The organism is Paracoccus spongiarum (assembly GCF_030732095.1).
Lineage (GTDB): Bacteria > Pseudomonadota > Alphaproteobacteria > Rhodobacterales > Rhodobacteraceae > Paracoccus > Paracoccus spongiarum.
In genome coordinates, this window is record NZ_JAVAMQ010000016.1 from 1 (window position 1) to 17,050 (window position 17,050).

A 17,050-nucleotide genomic window follows, 5' to 3' on the forward strand; every position below is an offset into this window, starting at 1 on the left:
CACAGATCGGGCAGATTGGCAAACTGGGCGTGTCCGCTTGCATAGGCCAAATAGTAGATCGACCCGATACCCCGCACACCGTAGACGGCCACAAGTGTCCGATCGGAATTCACCATTTCGCTTCCCGAAAGGGAAAGCAAACCCGCCAGGGGCCGCAAACACACGATCAACAGCACTGCCAGCGCGACGTGATGCCAGCCCAGATTGGTAGTTAGGACAGGCAGCACGCCGCCCAAGGCAATTAGCAGAAGTGCTGTCAGCGCGTGTTCAATGGATTCCGAGAAATCGTGCAGGTGCCGGTGATAGTCGTGCCCGGTCTCGATCCGGCGCAACGACAGGCCCATGGCTGTCACCGCGATAAAGCCGTACCCCTCGACCAGTTCGGTTGAGCCATAGCACAGGAACACGCCGGCAATTGCAATCACGCCCGATCCGGTATCGGCCAACCGGGTATCGCGCGGCCAATTGAAGATGATCTGGCCCAACAGCCAGCCTCCGGCCCAGCCCATGACCGCGCCAACTCCGATACGCCAGCTCACGTCTTCCAAGAGCCATCGCAGGCCCCATTCTCCGGGCATCAGACCTTGCGCGATGATCAGCAATCCCAAGTAGACGAACGGAAAGGCCAACCCATCGTTCAGTGCCGCCTCGGTCGTCAACGCGAAACGGACGGGGTGTTCACCGCCTTCATGCGGCGGCGCGATCTGCACATCAGCGGCGAGCACCGGATCGGTGGGCGCAAGCACCGCCGCCAGCAGGACGGCCCCGCCTGCCGTCAGTCCGCCCAGTATGACACCCAGTATCGCTATCAATATAATTGTCAGCGGCATGGCGAACAGAAGCAGACGAAAGGTCGGTCCCCATTTGCTGGGCGGCCCGAGGCTGTCCACACGCATCGCCGCGGCGAAAAGGGCCACGATCACGGTGATTTCTGCCATAACCTCCCACACCAACGGTGCATGACGCGGGTCGGGCGGAGTGGGCAGCCCCGGTATCGCAAGCACGGCAAACGCGCCAAAGAGGATCATCAGCGGTGCCGCTGCCGGTTCACGGGAAGAAACCAGCCGCGGAAACCACCGTGCCAGGATGACGATGATCCCGACGACGGCCAATGAAAGGTGATAGCCGCTGAATTCGAAAAAGGCTTCGGCATCCATTTTAGGTGTTCCCCACGCCTTTGAACAGCACCTCGTCCATGCGATCACCGTGCAAGACCGAGATATTGCCTGTCGTCTCCAGCACGACGGCTCGGATCGAAGACAGGTCTAGAGCGTTTGCCTCGCGCAGCTTTGCGATCAGGTCCTCCTCGGCCACGCGGGTGGCGCGCAGGGTGTCACGCAAGATCACCCCGTCCTTCATAAGCAGGACCGGCGTATTCTGCACCAACCGGTCAATTTGCTGCGACCAGCGCCGCAGCCGGGACATCGAGTATTGCACAGCAAACAGGCTTGCCATCGCCGTGAGCGTTTGCAAAAAGCCCGACCATTGCTGCGATTGCGAGACGTTGGCCAGAAGCGAACCCATGGCGATCGTCATGACGAAATCGAAATTCGTCATCTTCGAGAAGGATCGCAGACCGACGATGCGGACTAGCAGGATGATCCATGAGATGCCGAGCGCACTCAGCAATGCCCCCTTGATGATGGCGTCGAGGAAAGGTTCGTCAACGAACATGGGTTTGTTCCTTTCAGAAGAAAGACGTTACTGCTTCAATTCCGTCTCCAGCTCACGCTTCAAACGACACCGCCCCCACCAAGACCGGATCTGCGTGGCATAAACCGTCTTCGGGCGTATCCGGCATTTGCCTGCGTCAAATGTGATGCAGAACTGTCTTTTAGCGGCGACGACCGCAGAACTGGCCGCCGAAATGGCAGCAACCTTCAGTTCTACTCCGCTTACACCGTCAGCCTGCAGATCATCGGAGGTATTTCGCTGTGCCCGCTGCAAGAGGTCCTCGAAGCTGCCAATATCTACAAATTCACCGCTTTTCAAAGGCCCTTGGGAAGTCGTGGCAACCGGGTTGGTTACTTCCTCTTTTGCGATCTCCGTCCGGTCAGCGACAGAGGTTTGCCGTTCGCCATCCGAGGTCCGTATCGTGAGGAGAATTTCAAAGATATAGATCGGCTCGAAACCAAGATTGCTGATGAACAAGCGCCCATCAAGGCTGCGACTTCCGCCAAGATGAATCAATATCTCGGTGCGCCGCTGACGGCGCACACCCGAAACAAGGACTTGCAGGTATACAAACCAGACCAGAGCCGTAACGATTCCGACTGCAGCTTGAACCGGACCGGCATTTTCCACCAACCACGTCCATATGAATAGATCCTCCGGAGAAATAGCGTCGCTCCTCTGCCTCTTCGGCGATATCGGCACCATAAATGCGCCTGCGATGCTTCGCCTCAATACATATTGAATGTGCGGCTCCCTAAACCTGTTAACCAAGCTTACGGCAACCTTCATGGAGCACGTTGGAAAATGATTGATTTCAGCGAATTCATCATGCGCGTCCTCTTCGCGGGAGGGGGCGGGCTGGTCGTCGGCCTAGACCGTGAGATCAAGGGAAAACCACTCGGGGCCGGGACCTACGTGCTTGTCGCGATCGGCTCGGCCGCGCTGATGGTCGTCACGCTGAACTTCGCGCTGAGCGGAGTGGCGGAGGATGAGGCCATGACCGTCGATCCGACCCGCCTCATACAGGGTATCGTGGGCGGTATCGGTTTCCTTGGTGCCGGCGCGATCATGTCGCCGGGCGATAACGGTCGCCTCAAGGCCATCCGCAGCGGAGCCGCCATCTGGGCTGTGGGCTCGATCGGAATTGCCTGCGGTCTCGGCTATCTTAAAGAAGCGGCTTTCATCACGGCGTTGATTTTCGTGGTTCTCAACATCTTCGATTGGCTGCATATTCGAGGTCAGGAATAGGAGCTCTGTCGTGCCCGAAGCATCCAGTTGTCTGGTTACCAAACTTTCTCACTACATGCCGCTGTCCGATCTGGACAAAGAGCGGCTTGCGAGGCTGGAAAAGTCCGAGCGCACTTTCCCTGCGGGACAGGAGATATATCAGGGGGGTGACGAGAATAGGAACCTCTATGTGGTCAAGCACGGCTGGGCTTTCAGCTATACGGATCTGCCCGATGGTCGGCGCCAAATTGTCAAGATTCATCATCCGGGTGATATCATAGGGTTTCCGGATGTCGCTCTGAAACACGCGACGACAACCCTGCGCACGGTGGAGAACGTTTGCCTGTGCCCGTTCCCGAAATCCTCTCTCGACGAAATTCTGAGGAAATCGCCACGGCTTTCCGCGTTGCTCATCTCGATCGCGCTGAGAGATCATGTGGTGCTGATCGACGTGCTGCGCGCCATGGGCCGGATGAGTGCGCAAGAACGGATCAGCTACATGCTGCTCGACCTGCTGGCGCGGTTGCGGATCACCAACCGCAGAATGACCGATACCTTTCGCCTGCCAATGACCCAGAGCCAGATCGCAGACTATCTGGGGCTGACCAACGTCTATATCAGCAAGACCTTCCTCCGCCTTGAGCGCGAAGGTTTCATCCAGCGCGATCAGGATCAGGTTCGCATCCTGAAAGAGAGCGAGATGATCGAGCTTACCGATTTCCATGATCGCTATGCCGAGATGGACACATCCTGGTTTCCACAGGACTGATCAGACGGCCTTTCAATCCAGTTGAAAGCCGGACCTCGTCTTCTCAGGCAGGCTTGTCCTGCGTCTGGGCGTGTAATGCGCCTGCACGTGGGAACTTAAAAGCACCAGAAGCGTTGCCGTGGAGGCTTCTAATAATCCTGTAAGCCACTGATTTCTGGAATCTAATATCTCTATTTAACGCCCGGGGGTGAACGGTGGAGCTACGGCTTTTCATAGCTTTGAGCGTGCTTGTCCTTGCGGCAGCGATTCCCGTAATCGGCGCCGCGATCTGCGGTGCCACCATTGCAGTTCAGGTCGCCCTCCTGGCGCTTCGGCCATTAGGCGCCTGTCTGTCCGTTCATCCCTCTCCTGTGCCGCGGGATCCTGCCACTCCCTGGTTTTCGGTTCACATCGCCACCCATTGCGAACCGCCCCGCATGGTTATCGCCACGCTGCGCGCCCTGCTGGATCAGCAGTGGCCGACAGAAGGTTACGAAATCATCGTGATGGACAACAACACAGCCAATCCCGCGCTTTGGAAGCCCGTAGAACGGTTCTGTGCCACCCATTCCGACCGAATCAGGTTCCTGCACCGAACCGGCGTGAAGGGTGCCAAGGCCGGGGCGCTCAACATTGCGCTTGCGCATACTGACACGCGCACCACCCATATCGTGACCGTGGATGCCGACTACGTTGTCGCGCCCGATTTCCTGGGGCGCGCTGCCGTCGTCCTGCAGCGGACTGGCGCAGATTACGTCCAGTTTCCTCAATCCTACATGGGCACCGCTCTCGTAGCGCCGGGCGTGGATGCCGAGCTTGAGGAATATTTCCGTACCAACGCCGCCAGTGCCGACGACGCCGAGGCTGTGCTTTTGACCGGCACGCTTTGCGTGATCTCGCGTGCGGCCCTTGTTGCCGCGGGCGGATGGTCAGGCGCGGCCACAACAGAGGATGCGGAACTGGGCGTGCGGCTTTGCAATGCTGGCTTCTCGGGCCGCTTCATCAATCAGGTGGTCGGCAAGGGCCTGCTGCCGCTGTCGCTGTGCGACCTTGAAAAACAGCGTTATCGCTGGTGCAGTGGCAATGTTCAGACGCTGATGCGCCATGCCGCTATCGTCTTCGGCCTTGCCGGTTCGCTTACGCTGGCCAAGCGGATCGCGATCTTGTCCCAGCTGACCGCATGGGTCAACCTGGCGTTGGTACCGTCCCTACTCCTGATGGCGTGGCTGCTGACCGGACAGGATCACACGGCTCCCGCGACGCTGGCAGGCGTTGCCATCGTCCTGAGCCTTTGTGACATCATCATCCGCGTTTTAGCGCGGGGCTGGCGGGACCGGTTGGCTCCGGGGATCGCGTTACGCGCCCTTGCCTGCCGCATTGCCTTGGCCCCACAATCGGCGAAGGCGACGTTTGATGCACTGACCGGCTGTCGGCTGAAATTCATCGTGACTGACAAGACCGGCAGCAGAACCCCTGCTGTGAGCGCGCTGTCTCCCTGCACACTGCTGATCTTCATCATCGGCGTTCTGTTGCTTGCTATCGCGCAACCGCCGGATCCGATCGTCCTTACCGCGCTTACGGCACTGATGCTGCCGCTTCCGGCAGCAGTTCTCACCGGCAACAGCTTGCGCGCTTATCGCGACGCTGTGAAGGCGCAAACACAAGAGGCTATGGCATGAAATCCAATCCGCTCGCCCCACTCGTCGACATCATAATTCCCACCTACAACCGCGCGCATCTGATCGACAGCGCCATCCGCGCCGCGCTGGATCAAAGCTGGTGGAACATCCGTGTAACGGTGATTGACGATGCCAGCACGGATGTCACCGCGGAGGCGGTGGCGCCCTACCTTGAGCATCAGAAGTTCAACTACGTCCGGCTCGCGCGAAACGTCGGCACGGCACAAGCCAAGAACGTAGGCCTTTTGTTGACCGACGGCGATGCGGTCACCTTCCACGATTCAGATGACATCCCGCATCGCGACAAGGTGCTGCACCAGGTTCGCGTGCTGACCGCGCAGGACGTGCGCGCCAACGAATGCCTGAACTGGCGTCTTGCGGGCAAGCAGGGTGGCCAAAAGCTGGAGGTGAGTGCCGTCCTGACCCATCATGAACTGATCCTGCCAGACGGTCGGCGGGTTGAGATCCGGCGCGACCTGTCGCTGCTCGATGATGTGTTCCCGAACCTCCAGATGGGTTCGCAGGTCCCAGGCGAATGGACGCATATCAATTCGGGCCTCTTTCGCACCGACGTGTTCCGGCGCCTTGGCGGTTTCGCGGATTGCATCGAGGAGGACCGCGAGTTTCGCAACCGATTGATTCTCGAAGGTGAGGTCATCTGGATTGTGCCGGAACTGCTCCTGACGAAGATCGAGACGCCCGACAGCCTGACACAGTCTGCGGCATCCGATTATGACAGCGCGCGCCGCCGGATGGACCGGGCAAATGTCTGGGCAAAGGTCGAGGCATGGCGGGCCGGCAGAAGGGTCAACCCCGTGCCGGTGGATATCCCTAACCTTGAGATTGCGCAGATCAGTCGCCTCGCTTGCCTAAACCTCCGCGACATCCCGATGACAGAGGCGACGGCAGCGTGGGTTACAAACATTTTCTCCGGTCCTGCGGAACAGGTGGCATGCAATGAAATCGATCCGGCATGAAACCGCGCCAGCGCGGATTGCCATCGTCGACCCGTGCAGCGCGGCTGGCTACGATTTGCCCGATATCGACACCGGCGGGCTCGGCGGCACCGAGGCCACGGTGCTGCGCGTTGCCAGCGGTTTGCACACCCGGTTCGACATCACCCATTTCCAGAGCGGTCGCACCAAAATGCAGCTTTCGCACGCCGGTCTGCTCTGCCCGCTGTCCGATCTGGACGCGACCGGCAGCTTCGAGACCATGATTGTGATCAACCGCTGGAAAGTCGCGCTGAAGCTGCGCAAGCGATATCCCGACACAGCCATCTTCCTGTGGCTGCATGTCTATCCGGGTCGCCACAACCGCAAGATGGGCGCGGCCCTGAAAGAGGCGGGTATTCTCGTCATCTGCGTATCGCACACCCATGCCTGCCAGTTGCAGGCGTTTCTGGGCGACGAAGCCACACCGCCGCTCCACGTGATCTACAACCCGCTAGACAACGATCTGCGGCCTGACGCGACGCCGCGCGACCCCAACCGGCTGCTTTTTGCCAGCTCTCCGCATAAAGGGCTGGCGCAGGTCTTCGCGCAATTTGCGGCGCTGCGTAAACACCGTCCGAAGCTAACTCTCGCGGTGGCCGATCCGGGCTATCTACGATGGGAGACCGGCCCGGTGCCGGAGGGTGTCGTCTTCCTCGGCGCGCTACCCCACCCGGAGCTGGTCCGCCACATGCGCCGCGCCTCGTGCTTGTTCTATCCCCAAACCGCTTTTGCCGAGACCTTTGGCTTGGTGCTGGCCGAGGCGAATGCGGTCGGAACCCCGGTCCTCGTGCATCGGGGTCTCGGAGCCAATGAGGAGATCGTCTCGGATGCGCGGCAATGGGTGAATGGCGACGACCCGAGCGAGATTTTACAGCGCATTGACGCATGGCGTCAGTCGCCGCCGGAGGTAAGAGGTAATCCGGCTTTCCGCCTTAGCGAAGTTGCCCGGCAGTGGGCGCGGCTTCTGCGGTCTGGGGCAGCCGTTCAGGGCAAGGCTCGTGAGGTGCAGCCATGAAAACGGGCCCCTTCGCATCTTGGCAAATACCGAATTTGAATGGTCCATCCCTGCCCCCGCACGTGACGGATGGTCTGCGGGCCGCAGCTGACGCCGAGGAGTGCGGCGAGCGCCCTGTTTCCCGTTCGATCGCGCTGCTGAGTAATGCCGGCCTGCTCGGCGATGACGGCAGCGCCGACCCTATCTGCACCGCGCGGGCGCTGATGCAGGTCGGAGCTGCGAACCTCAGTGTTGGCCGGCTCTGGGAGGGGCATGTGAATGCACTTCGGCTGATCCATCTTTACGGGTCAGCCGCATTGAAGCTCAATGTGGACGCCCTGATCGCCGAGGGCGCCGTGCTCGGCGTTTGGGGTGCGGACGGGCCTGTGCCCGTCACACTAGACGCCAGCGGCACGCGGCTGCAGGGGGCCAAGCGTTTTACCTCAGGCCTTGGCACGGTCAGCCATGCGCTCGTGAGCGTGGGCTGCGATGTCGGCGTTCGGCTGGCACTGGTCGATGTGCGTGACCCCGACCGTGCCGACACCTCTTGCTGGAACATGCAAGGAATGCGGGCGTCAGCCTCGGGCAATTACGATTTTTCCGGGCTGAAAGTGCAGGACTGGATCGGCGGCCCAGACGATTACCTGAAGGAGCCGAATTTTGTGGGCGGTGTCTGGCGAATTGCTGCGTTGCAGGCGGGGGCAGCCATCGGTTTGCTGGACCAGGCCGCGACCGATCTGCGCGCCATGGACCGGATGCAGACCGAGGCGCAGCAGGCGCGCCTGATGACCGTGTTGACCCGGGCTTGGGCCGGCGCCGCGCTGGCAGAACGCGCCGCGCAGGCCTCGGTTGATTGCTCTCTCGAGGCTGAGCAGATTGTCGCCACCTCCATCGCGGCGCGGCTCTTTACTGAAGAGGTTGGGCTTGATGCCATCCGCGCGAGCGAGCAGTCGATCGGGCTGCGCCATTTCGAGTCCGGTGCCGAAACTGGACGCATGGCCCGCGACCTTGCGGTCTATATGCGTCAGGCCGCGCGCGACGCCTTTCTGCAACGGACAGCCCGGCAGGCGTTGGGGCAGGACGATCGGGCATGGGGGGTCTTCGGATGAATGTCGCCGACCATCCTGACCAAGCCGTGTTCGAAGGCCGCGAGAAATTCGTGGTGCTGGCACCGCACCCCGACGATGAATCGCTGGCCTGTGGGGCGCTGCTGGCGCGCGCCTTTGCGGGTGCGGGTGCGCATGTAATATGCCTGACGAATGGCAGCGCCAGCCATCCCGGGTCTCGCGCGTGGCCCCCTGAGCGTCTAGGCGTTCTGCGTTGCGCCGAGCTTACTCGCGCCATCGAATGCCTCGGCGGCACAGCGCGCGACCTGACTTGGATGGGCTTGCCCGACGCGGCTCTTTATCGCGTCGATCCGCAGGACGTCACGGCACGACTTGAAAAGACAATCGCACGGACAGGCGCAAGGCATGTCTTCGTGCCAGCGCGTGAAGATCACCATGAGGATCATCAGGCTACCGCTGCCTTCGCGACAGCGCTTCGCACGAAGAGGCCTGACTGGATATTTCATAGCTATCCTGTTTGGTCCAGATGGGACGACCCGGATTTTGCAAACAGCATCGCACCCTATGCGCCGATCTTCTTGGCGCCGGAGGAGCATGAGGCGCGCAAGCGCTCCGCCATCGCCGCACACCGTTCCCAGCTGGGTCAGGTGGTCGCGGACGATCCTTTGGGCTTCGTGCTTCCGTCGGGTTTCATCGAACGCTTCGCAAGCGAAGACGAGATCTTCTGGAGGATGCCGTGATGGGCGTAGGCCTGGAACATCTGAACGCGCTTTATGCCGATAATGCGGACCCGTGGAATTTCGCGGAGAGCAATTACGAACAGGACAAGTTCACCGCGACCCGCGCAGCGCTGTCGCGTCCGCGCTATGAGGGCGCTTTTGAGCTGGGCTGCGGGAATGGCCAGCTTGCGCGTCGCCTCGCGCCGCTTTGCGACACTTATACCGGCATGGACGCCGTGGAAGTCGCCGTGGAGACCGCTCGGCGCACACTTCCACAGGCGTGTTTCCTACAAGGCTTCTACCCCTGCGCCTTGCCGAAATACGCCTTCGACCTGCTGATCCTGTCCGAGATTTTATACTTCCTTGACCCCAGTGCTTTAAAAACCCTTGCCCGCGACATCGCCACGTTCTGGTCCCGGGCCGAGGTGATCTGCGTGACCTACTTGGGTCAGACCGGCCACGGGCTGCAGGGACAGGAGGCGCTGCAGATCTTCACCGCCGCGCTCGACACACATGCGTTCGAAGCAGTCACACGGACCGAAGGGTATCGCATCGACCGCGGAGTGCCGGAGGATGCGTCATGACCAGGCCCCAACCCCCGGATATCGCTATCGTTATCCCAGCTCGCAACGAGGCTGCGCGGATTGCTGATTGCCTGACTGCACTGGCCGGACAAGTCAGCGAGCGTGTAAGGGTGATCCTTGTGGTCAACAACACCACGGACGGCACTGCCGGTTTGGCCCGCAAGGTCGCCAGCGGGAACGGGATCAACCTGTCGGTGCTGGAATGTACATTGGCCGCGCACGAAGGCGTCGGCACCGCGCGCAGGATGGGTTGCGATCACGCGCTGCGCAACATGCAGGGCCTGCGCAGCCTTCTGACGACGGATGCCGATTGCATCGTGGCATCGGACTGGATCGCGCGAAACCTCGCGCACTTGGACGAGGCTGACGCGGTCTGTGGCAGGATCGAACCAATGGCGTCCGAAACCGAGATCCTTGTCGGGATAGATGCGCAGCTCGGCATGCTGGAAGCTACCTATCGCCGACTGGTGCAGGATTTCTTTGCCTGCCACGTTCCGGGTCACGCGGAAATTGCAGGCACCCATGGCGATGCCGCCGGGGCGAGTCTCGCTCTTACGCGGGAAGCCTACGTGATGGCGGGTGGCTTCGCCCCCGTCAAATGCGGCGAGGACCGTCGCCTTGTCCGCGCGTTGCGCCGGGCCGGGGCCAGGGTTCTCCACTCCGATTACGTTAGCGTGCAGGCCTCGTGCCGCCTGACCGGACGCGCGCCTGGCGGAATGTCTCATGCCTTGAAAGTTCGCAGGGGCGCAAGAGACTACCTGATCGACGATAGCCTGCCGCCGGCCGACTGGCTAATCCGGCAGGCCGGTTGCGGGTGCCTGGGCCCATGGCCGTTGCTGGTGCCTGCCCGGCTGAGGCTGAACGTGCGCGATCTCCCCCGCCACATCGAAATACTCGAAACCTTCCGAAACTCAGAGCGGGTTCTGCCCGCCGCGAGAACACCGGACGCATCGCTGTTCAAATGCCACGTGATTGGCGCTGCACCGGAAAGAAGGACGGCGATTATTCCTGCCGTCCCCTCACCGCGACCGTCGGCACGGTCAACCTTGAAAGGAGCCTGAAATGACTAAACTGAAAGATCTGTATATCGAAGAACTACAGGATCTCTGGTCCGCGAATGACCAGATGTCCGAGGTGGTCTCGGCCATGGCCGACAAGGCCTCGGACAGCGAGCTGGCCGACCGGCTGAGCGCGGCAAAGGACGGCATTGACCAGCACACCCGGCTGCTGAAATCCCTTCTGGAAGATGCCGATGCTGAGGTGAAGAAGGAGCACTGCAAGGGCATGGAAGGGCTGGTGAAGGAGGCGCGGAAACACGCACTCGACAGCGACATGAGCGGCGCCGCGCTGGATGTTGCGATCATCGCGCAATACCAGCGCATGTGCCATTACGGCATCGCCGGGTTCGGCACCACCAAAGCCTTTGCCGAGGCTCTTGGCGAAGACGACGCCGCACGCAAGCTCGATGACGCGCTCGATAACATCTACGAGTCCGACGACTTCATGACCGAACTGGCCGAACGTTCACGCAATGTCGATGCGGCGTAAACTTTAACCGGGCCGGCCAGAGGGCCGGTCCGGTAATCCTGACAATCTGCCCGAAGGGAACGCCGGAAGGTTGGTTGGGTTAAGTAAGTATATATTTCGGAGATTCCGGAGAGGTTCAATGCACGCGGTAATTTATCTGATCGGAATCATCGTGGTCGTTCTCGCAATACTCAATCTCGTCACCTGATCCAGGGAGGATACAATGACAGCCCAAAACGAAGAAAAGCCGGACGCCGGCAAGACCATTTCCGAGAAGACAAGGGAAGCTGCCGAGGCTGTGTCGGAGACAGCGAAGGAACATGCTCAGGATCTGAGCAGAACGGTCGTTTCCGAAGCGAAGGACTATGCAGGGCAGGCCAAGGATGCGGCGGCTGGCGAAGTCAAGAACGTCGCCTCGGCGCTCAGGACAGCCGCGAGCGAATTGCGCAGCGGCTCACCGCAAGAGCGCACCTTCGGTCAGATTGCGGACACGCTGGCGGGAGCCTCCGACGCGTTGCGCGACAAGGATCTGGGCGAGATGGTCGGTGCCATAAATGATTTCGCACGGCGCAATCCCATGCTCTTTCTTGGAAGCGCGGCCCTGATCGGTCTTGCCGCAACCCGTTTCGCCAAGGCGAGCGGCGGATCGTCTTATCCCCGAGCGGAGACATCCGGCTTGCAAAGCGGGCAGTCCACATATCCGCCGGCGACAACGTCATCCGTGCTGCCGACTGGCAGCACTTCGGCGCCTGCCAGCACGAGAACACGGGAAGGAGGCGCAGCATGACACACGATCCTAACAAGTCCACCGGCGGCCTGCTGAGCGATGCGCTCTCCCATGTGAGCTCGCTTGTTCGCAACGAGGTCGACCTGGCGCGCGCCGAGGTGAACGAGAACCTCAAAAGCGCCGGGATCGCCATCGGCATGATCGTTGGGGCAATCGTCGTGGCCCTGACGGCGCTCAACGTCCTTTCGGCCGCGCTTGTCGCAGCCCTGACCGAGGCGGGCATCCCCGCCGGCTGGTCCGCCCTAATCGTCGGGGTGATCTTTGGCATCATCGCCTATGTGATGTTGAACAAGGGTACGAACGATCTGAAACTCAACAGTCTGGCTCCGACGCGGACTGCGAAGAACGTGAAGCGCGATGCGCAAGCCGTGAAGGAGGCATACGATGACAAGTGATACCCGCTCTCCCGAAGAGATCGAACGCGATATCGAACGCGAACGCGCAGGTCTGCGTGATACGCTCGGGGACTTGCAGGACAAGTTCTCGGTTGAGACCATTGCGCGGCAATTCACCGATCAATTCCGCGAACATGGCGGTGAGATCGGACGATCTGTCTCCGATGCCGTCAAGAGAAATCCAGTTGCTTTGGCCTTGACCGGAGTGGGCATCGCCTGGTTGATGATGGGCAATCGTTCGGATGATGTTTATCGGCGCGACGACTATAATCGCCGGGACGATTACCGCCGTTATCGGTCGCGTCTGGACCACGAACGATCTCACGACGATGCCCGATCTTCTTATGATCGAGACGATCGGCTATCCCGCTCACGGCAATGGAGCAGCCCCGATCGGCATCTTTATTCGGGGCGCTTTGGCAGCACGCACGACGCCCCTGCCTGGGCTCGGACGCGCCAGGAGGACGATGAGAATGATGTAACCGAGCGCATTGGACAGGCGGCCTCTTCGGCGCGCAGTTCGGTCTCGGATGCAACATCCAGTATCTCCGCCAGCGCCAGTGATGCGGGTTCTCGTGTTGCGGAAACTGCGCGCTCTGCCGGATCAGGCGTGGCCGACAAGGCTAAGGATCTCGCTGCGTCTGCCAGGGATGCGGGCAGTTCAACTGCGGAAACGGTCCAGAACCTGACCTCAACCGCTGCCGACCGCGCCGCTGCCCTTCGTAACCGATTGGCGCAAGGGACGGAAGACCTGACCGAGGAGGCACGCAAGCGCGTCATCGACGCGCGACACCGCGCGGTGGAGGCTCGCGAGGCGGCAGCCGAATACGCCCGCAAGGGCCGCGATCGCGTCATTGACATCTTCGAGGAACAGCCGCTGATCGCGGGTGCCCTGGCCGTGGCGCTTGGTGCCGCTCTCGGAGCCGCGCTGCCGCGCACCCGGATCGAGGATGAATATCTCGGTGAGCAGAGCGATAACTTGATCGAAGAGGCGGAGCGCATCTTTGCCGAGGAAAAGGAAAAGCTCGGCAAAGTCGCCGACGCGGTAAAGGACGAGGCCGGCAAGGCGGCACGCGATCTTAAGGATGAAGCGGATGAAGCCGCATCGAAAGTGGCTCAGACGGCAAAGGACAAGGCCACCTCTGCGGGCAAGCGCGTTTCCGATGCCGCCAGGACGGAAGCCGAAAAGCATGATCTGGGCGACGTGAAGAAGTCGCCGAAATCCTCCTCCTGACCCATGCCCGGTCCGCAAAGCCGCGGGCCGGGTTTTACGAAAGCAAAAATTATATGGCACGTGGCAGACAAGCGGAATCGCCTACCGACATTCCCGCGAAGGGATGGAAGGACATTACCCTCAGAGTAAAATCAGAACTGGCCGACGATCATGTCGGCCTCATCGCGGCCGGCGTTGCATTTTACGCGTTGCTGGCGATCTTCCCTGCCCTCACCGCCCTGATGGCCCTGGGCGGTCTGGTGCTGGAACCCTCCGAGGTGACGGCACAACTGGACCAGTTGACCGACGTGATGCCGCAGGAAGCCGAGCAGATCATCCTGGATCAGGCCGTGGCCGTCGCCGGATCGCGCGAAGGCGGGCTCGGCCTTGCCTTTATCGTAGGTCTATTGCTCGCGATATACTCTGCGTCCAAAGGCATGGGCAGCCTGATGGAAGGATTGAACGTCGCCTATGACGAGGAAGAAACGCGCGGCTTCATCTCGAAAACCCTCTGGACGCTCGGACTCACGGTGTTCCTGATCCTCGGGCTTGTCCTTGGCCTGCTCGCGACATTGGCGCTACCGGCGGTTTTGAACCTCATTGCGCTGCCCGATTGGCTGGAGACCGGGATGGGATTGGCACGTTGGATGATCCTCGCCTTGATGACGGTGTTCGGCTTGGCTGTGATCTACCGCTACGGCCCATCACGCGACGATGCGGAATGGAAATGGCTCAGCCCCGGTGCTGTTGCGGCCTGCCTGATATGGGTGATCGCATCGGTGGGCTTTTCGATCTATGTCAGCAACTTCGGCAGCTACAACGAAACCTTCGGCAGCATGGCAGGGGTCATCATCCTGCTGATGTGGCTGTGGATTTCGGCATTCATTATCCTGATGGGTGCGGAACTGAACGCGGAAATCGAAGCGCAGACAGCACATGATACGACAGTAGGGCCGGACGAGCCGATGGGTGAAAGGGACGCCGAGAAGGCTGACAGACTGGGCCCGACACAAGGACGATCCTGACGGACGGTCATTTGGTGAGATTGGTCAGCGGTCTGATCCGCAGCAAGAACCGCAAAGGTCAATACGCCCCAGATTGACAATCTCGTTCGATGATAACCCGCCAATCAGATCGCCGCCGTTCGGATGGAGCACTTGCCCCGTCATGTAGGACACATCCTCACAGGCGAGAAACAGCATCGAGGGTGCTACCTCGTTCGGCTCGCCGAGCCGGCCGAGGGGCGCGCACTTCCCAATATCCTCCACCTTGTAAGGAGGAAACGATGCGGGGATCAGCGGCGGCCAGATCCGGCCCGGCGCGACCCCGTTCACCCGGATCCCGCGCGGCGCCAGTTTCGATGACATTGCCCGCACGAAAGACAGGATTGCCCCCTTGCTGGACCCATAGTCGATCAGCAGGTCCTGCCCGCGATAGGCGGTGACGGAGGTCGTGCAGATGATGGATGCACCCTTCTCAAGATGCGGCAATGCCGCCTGCACCATGAAGAAATGACCGCCGATGTTCGTCCGGAACGTGCGGAAAAGCTGCTCTTCGGATATCTCTGTGACCTCTTCCCGCGCATGCTGTTCGGCGGCGTTGCAGATCAACACGCCAAACCTGCCGAACCTGTTGTCGCGTTGCCCTTTAATCTGAGACGGGACGGGGAGTGGGCAAAACTTGGGGGTCATGCGGCTGCTCTTTGGTAGGCTCCGGTTAGCCGACAGTCGAGAACGGCGGCGCGGGCAAAAGCCAATCCACGGAGCCTTCCATGACGATACTCACCGACACCCAGACCCTGATCCTAAAGCGTCCCGCCCGAAGGTTGAATCATGATGGTTTCCGGATGGCTTGATTTGCGATTCCTCCTTTTCAGGAGGATGGATCATGTCAGCACCTTTGCCAGATGCGCTGCGCGCGCGGTTTCAGAGATTGATTGAGGAAGGGTTAAGCGGGCGTGCGGCGGCGCTGCGCCTTCAGCTTTCTGCGGCGACTGGAGCGCGTTGGGCGCTGGCGATCCGGCAGACGGGTTGCGCCCGAGCGGGCCCGCAAGGCCGTCCTGCGGGCAAGGGGAAGCTCGATCCGCACCGTGCCTTCCTTTGCTGAAGTCATCGGTCAGGACGGGGATATGACGATGCCCGAACTGGCTGCCGCCCTGCTGGACGCAACAGGTGTGCGGGCCCATCCGACGATGATCCACCAGTGGAAGAAGGCGCTGCTCGAGGGGGCATCGGAGATCTTCGAACGCGGCGGGAAGAAGAAGGCTGAGGTCGACGAGGAGACGGTGCGGTCGCTGCACGCCAAGATCGGGGAACTGGCTGTCGCCAACGATTTTTTTGTCACGAAAGCTCAAGCCCTGGACCGGCAAGTGAGGCGCGGAATGATTGAACGTCACCACCCTAAGCTGTCGGTCGGGACGCAATGAGTGCGTCTACCTGCACGCTAGGGAGACCGGTTCGCAGGCCAAGGCCGGCGTTGGCCGATGGATCACCTTCTACAACCACCAGCGGCCTCACGCCGCCCATGGCGGACAGCCGCCCGCCGTGGTCTACTTCAACCAGATCGAAACCGACCAGCAGGGGCAGAAAGTAGCTTAAGTTACGCCAGATCCTGTCCAAGAGATGGGGAGTAGCTCAGTGGAACGAAACCGGACGCTACAATGGGTCAAGCCTAGAAGCTTATCAGACCGGCCGAAGAGTTCACCGCGGTTGAAGCCACTTAACGTTTGACTGTTCGTCCGGCGCGCCGTGTTCGTCTGATACGCGGCGTAGCGGATGGCCATCACCACCGGCAATCCGCTACGCCTGTCTTGCGTTGATCTTCTTCCGTGAGCGGGCCCTCAAATGGTTTGTCGAGACCGCCCCGTTTTTAATTCCCGGCTGCGAGCCCAGCGCCCGCACCTGCCGCGACTTGCTCCACGAGTTTTGCACAGAAGGCGGGTAAATCGTTGGGGTCGCGGCTTGTGACAAGGCCGTTTTCGACTACCACTTCCTCATCGATCCATGTACCGCCGGCGTTCTCGATATCGATCTTCAGCGTTGGGTAGGACGTCAGGGAACGCCCCTTAAGCACGTCAGCCTCAATCAATGTCCAGGGTGCATGGCATATAGCCGCAACCGGTTTTTTTTGATCGAAGAAGGCCCGGATGAAACCAATTGCCTCGCCGCTGCCGCGCAGCTTGTCGGCGCCAACAGTCCCTCCGGGCACGACAAGACCGTCGAAATCGTCGGCTTTGACCTCGTCAAACGTCTTGTCGATAGTATAGCTGCCGCCCTCGTCAAGGTCGCTATTGACTGTACGAGCCAGGCCCGCTTCAAAACTGATCACGGTCACTTTGCCGCCAGCCTCCTCGATAGCTTGCTTGGGCTTCGAGAATTCTGGTTCTTCCGTCCCGCGGGGCGCGATCAGAACCGCAACTGATTTGCCCTGTAATGTCATAGC

The 17,050-nt window shown here is 60.6% G+C and carries 20 protein-coding genes and 1 pseudogene; 16 read left to right on the forward strand and 5 right to left on the reverse strand.

Going from position 1 to position 17,050, the window contains the following annotated elements; translation table 11 throughout:
- From Q5Y72_RS14940 to Q5Y72_RS14950, 3 genes are all read right to left on the reverse strand, one after another.
- Positions 1–1,157, reverse strand: a 1,157-nt coding sequence (locus Q5Y72_RS14940) for a cation:proton antiporter (protein ID WP_305964227.1), incomplete at its 3' end; no start/stop codon positions are given.
- Between the two features lies 1 nt (position 1,158).
- Positions 1,159–1,674, reverse strand: coding sequence for a DUF421 domain-containing protein (locus Q5Y72_RS14945; RefSeq protein WP_305964228.1), 516 nt, complete (start codon positions 1,672–1,674; stop codon positions 1,159–1,161).
- A 27-nt stretch (positions 1,675–1,701) separates the two neighbouring features.
- A complete protein-coding gene (locus tag Q5Y72_RS14950; protein ID WP_305964229.1) occupies positions 1,702–2,304 on the reverse strand; it encodes a hypothetical protein in 603 nt (200 codons plus the stop codon).
- A 174-nt stretch (positions 2,305–2,478) separates the two neighbouring features.
- Between Q5Y72_RS14950 and Q5Y72_RS14955 the strand changes: the two genes are divergently transcribed.
- From Q5Y72_RS14955 to Q5Y72_RS15020, 14 genes are all read left to right on the forward strand, one after another.
- Entirely contained in the window at positions 2,479–2,922 is a 444-nt protein-coding gene (locus tag Q5Y72_RS14955; protein WP_305964230.1) for an MgtC/SapB family protein, read from the forward strand.
- Between the two features lie 55 nt (positions 2,923–2,977).
- Positions 2,978–3,670, forward strand: a complete 693-nt coding sequence (locus Q5Y72_RS14960; RefSeq protein ID WP_305964231.1) for a Crp/Fnr family transcriptional regulator — start codon at positions 2,978–2,980, stop codon at positions 3,668–3,670.
- 350 nt (positions 3,671–4,020) lie between these two features.
- Positions 4,021–5,328, forward strand: a complete 1,308-nt coding sequence (locus Q5Y72_RS14965; RefSeq protein ID WP_305964293.1) for a glycosyltransferase family 2 protein — start codon at positions 4,021–4,023, stop codon at positions 5,326–5,328.
- Positions 5,325–6,305, forward strand: a complete 981-nt coding sequence (locus Q5Y72_RS14970) for a glycosyltransferase family 2 protein (protein ID WP_305964232.1) — start codon at positions 5,325–5,327, stop codon at positions 6,303–6,305. The genes Q5Y72_RS14965 and Q5Y72_RS14970 overlap by 4 nt, the downstream gene beginning before the upstream one ends.
- On the forward strand, positions 6,286–7,338 hold the full coding sequence (locus Q5Y72_RS14975; protein ID WP_305964233.1) for a glycosyltransferase: 1,053 nt from the start codon (positions 6,286–6,288) through the stop codon (positions 7,336–7,338). The genes Q5Y72_RS14970 and Q5Y72_RS14975 overlap by 20 nt, the downstream gene beginning before the upstream one ends.
- Before the next feature lie 62 nt (positions 7,339–7,400).
- Complete coding sequence (locus tag Q5Y72_RS14980; RefSeq protein WP_305964234.1) at positions 7,401–8,426, forward strand: acyl-CoA dehydrogenase family protein; 1,026 nt, start codon at positions 7,401–7,403, stop codon at positions 8,424–8,426.
- Positions 8,423–9,124, forward strand: a complete 702-nt coding sequence (locus tag Q5Y72_RS14985) for a PIG-L deacetylase family protein (protein ID WP_305964235.1) — start codon at positions 8,423–8,425, stop codon at positions 9,122–9,124. The genes Q5Y72_RS14980 and Q5Y72_RS14985 overlap by 4 nt, the downstream gene beginning before the upstream one ends.
- Complete coding sequence (locus Q5Y72_RS14990) at positions 9,124–9,687, forward strand: SAM-dependent methyltransferase (RefSeq protein WP_271071009.1); 564 nt, start codon at positions 9,124–9,126, stop codon at positions 9,685–9,687. Before Q5Y72_RS14985 ends, Q5Y72_RS14990 begins: the two co-directional genes overlap by 1 nt.
- Positions 9,684–10,748, forward strand: a complete 1,065-nt coding sequence (locus Q5Y72_RS14995; RefSeq protein WP_305964236.1) for a glycosyltransferase family 2 protein — start codon at positions 9,684–9,686, stop codon at positions 10,746–10,748. Before Q5Y72_RS14990 ends, Q5Y72_RS14995 begins: the two co-directional genes overlap by 4 nt.
- A 1-nt stretch (position 10,749) precedes the next feature.
- Positions 10,750–11,235 carry a YciE/YciF ferroxidase family protein gene (locus Q5Y72_RS15000; protein ID WP_305964237.1) on the forward strand — a complete coding sequence of 162 codons (486 nt, stop codon included), beginning with the start codon at positions 10,750–10,752 and terminating at the stop codon, positions 11,233–11,235.
- 202 nt (positions 11,236–11,437) lie between these two features.
- On the forward strand, positions 11,438–12,001 hold the full coding sequence (locus tag Q5Y72_RS15005; RefSeq protein WP_305964238.1) for a hypothetical protein: 564 nt from the start codon (positions 11,438–11,440) through the stop codon (positions 11,999–12,001).
- Positions 11,998–12,396: a phage holin family protein gene (locus tag Q5Y72_RS15010; protein WP_271071005.1), complete on the forward strand. Its 399-nt coding sequence runs from the start codon at positions 11,998–12,000 to the stop codon at positions 12,394–12,396. The genes Q5Y72_RS15005 and Q5Y72_RS15010 overlap by 4 nt, the downstream gene beginning before the upstream one ends.
- Positions 12,386–13,630, forward strand: coding sequence for a DUF3618 domain-containing protein (locus Q5Y72_RS15015; RefSeq protein ID WP_305964239.1), 1,245 nt, complete (start codon positions 12,386–12,388; stop codon positions 13,628–13,630). Before Q5Y72_RS15010 ends, Q5Y72_RS15015 begins: the two co-directional genes overlap by 11 nt.
- Before the next feature lie 53 nt (positions 13,631–13,683).
- Positions 13,684–14,634, forward strand: a complete 951-nt coding sequence (locus Q5Y72_RS15020; protein ID WP_305964240.1) for a YihY/virulence factor BrkB family protein — start codon at positions 13,684–13,686, stop codon at positions 14,632–14,634.
- Positions 14,635–14,658: 24 nt separating this feature from the next.
- Here Q5Y72_RS15020 and Q5Y72_RS15025 read toward each other — a convergent pair whose 3' ends face one another.
- Positions 14,659–15,300, reverse strand: a complete 642-nt coding sequence (locus Q5Y72_RS15025; RefSeq protein ID WP_305964241.1) for an SDR family oxidoreductase — start codon at positions 15,298–15,300, stop codon at positions 14,659–14,661.
- A 437-nt stretch (positions 15,301–15,737) separates the two neighbouring features.
- Here Q5Y72_RS15025 and Q5Y72_RS15030 point away from each other — a divergent pair, with 437 nt between their 5' ends.
- Entirely contained in the window at positions 15,738–16,034 is a 297-nt protein-coding gene (locus Q5Y72_RS15030; protein ID WP_305964242.1) for a hypothetical protein, read from the forward strand.
- Positions 16,018–16,206 (forward strand): annotated as a pseudogene (locus Q5Y72_RS15035) (integrase core domain-containing protein); the annotation flags it as partial. The gene Q5Y72_RS15030 and the pseudogene Q5Y72_RS15035, both read left to right, overlap by 17 nt.
- A gap of 271 nt (positions 16,207–16,477) precedes the next feature.
- Here Q5Y72_RS15035 and Q5Y72_RS15040 read toward each other — a convergent pair.
- Positions 16,478–17,047, reverse strand: coding sequence for a type 1 glutamine amidotransferase domain-containing protein (locus Q5Y72_RS15040; protein WP_305964243.1), 570 nt, complete (start codon positions 17,045–17,047; stop codon positions 16,478–16,480).
- Positions 17,048–17,050: the final 3 nt, after the last annotated feature.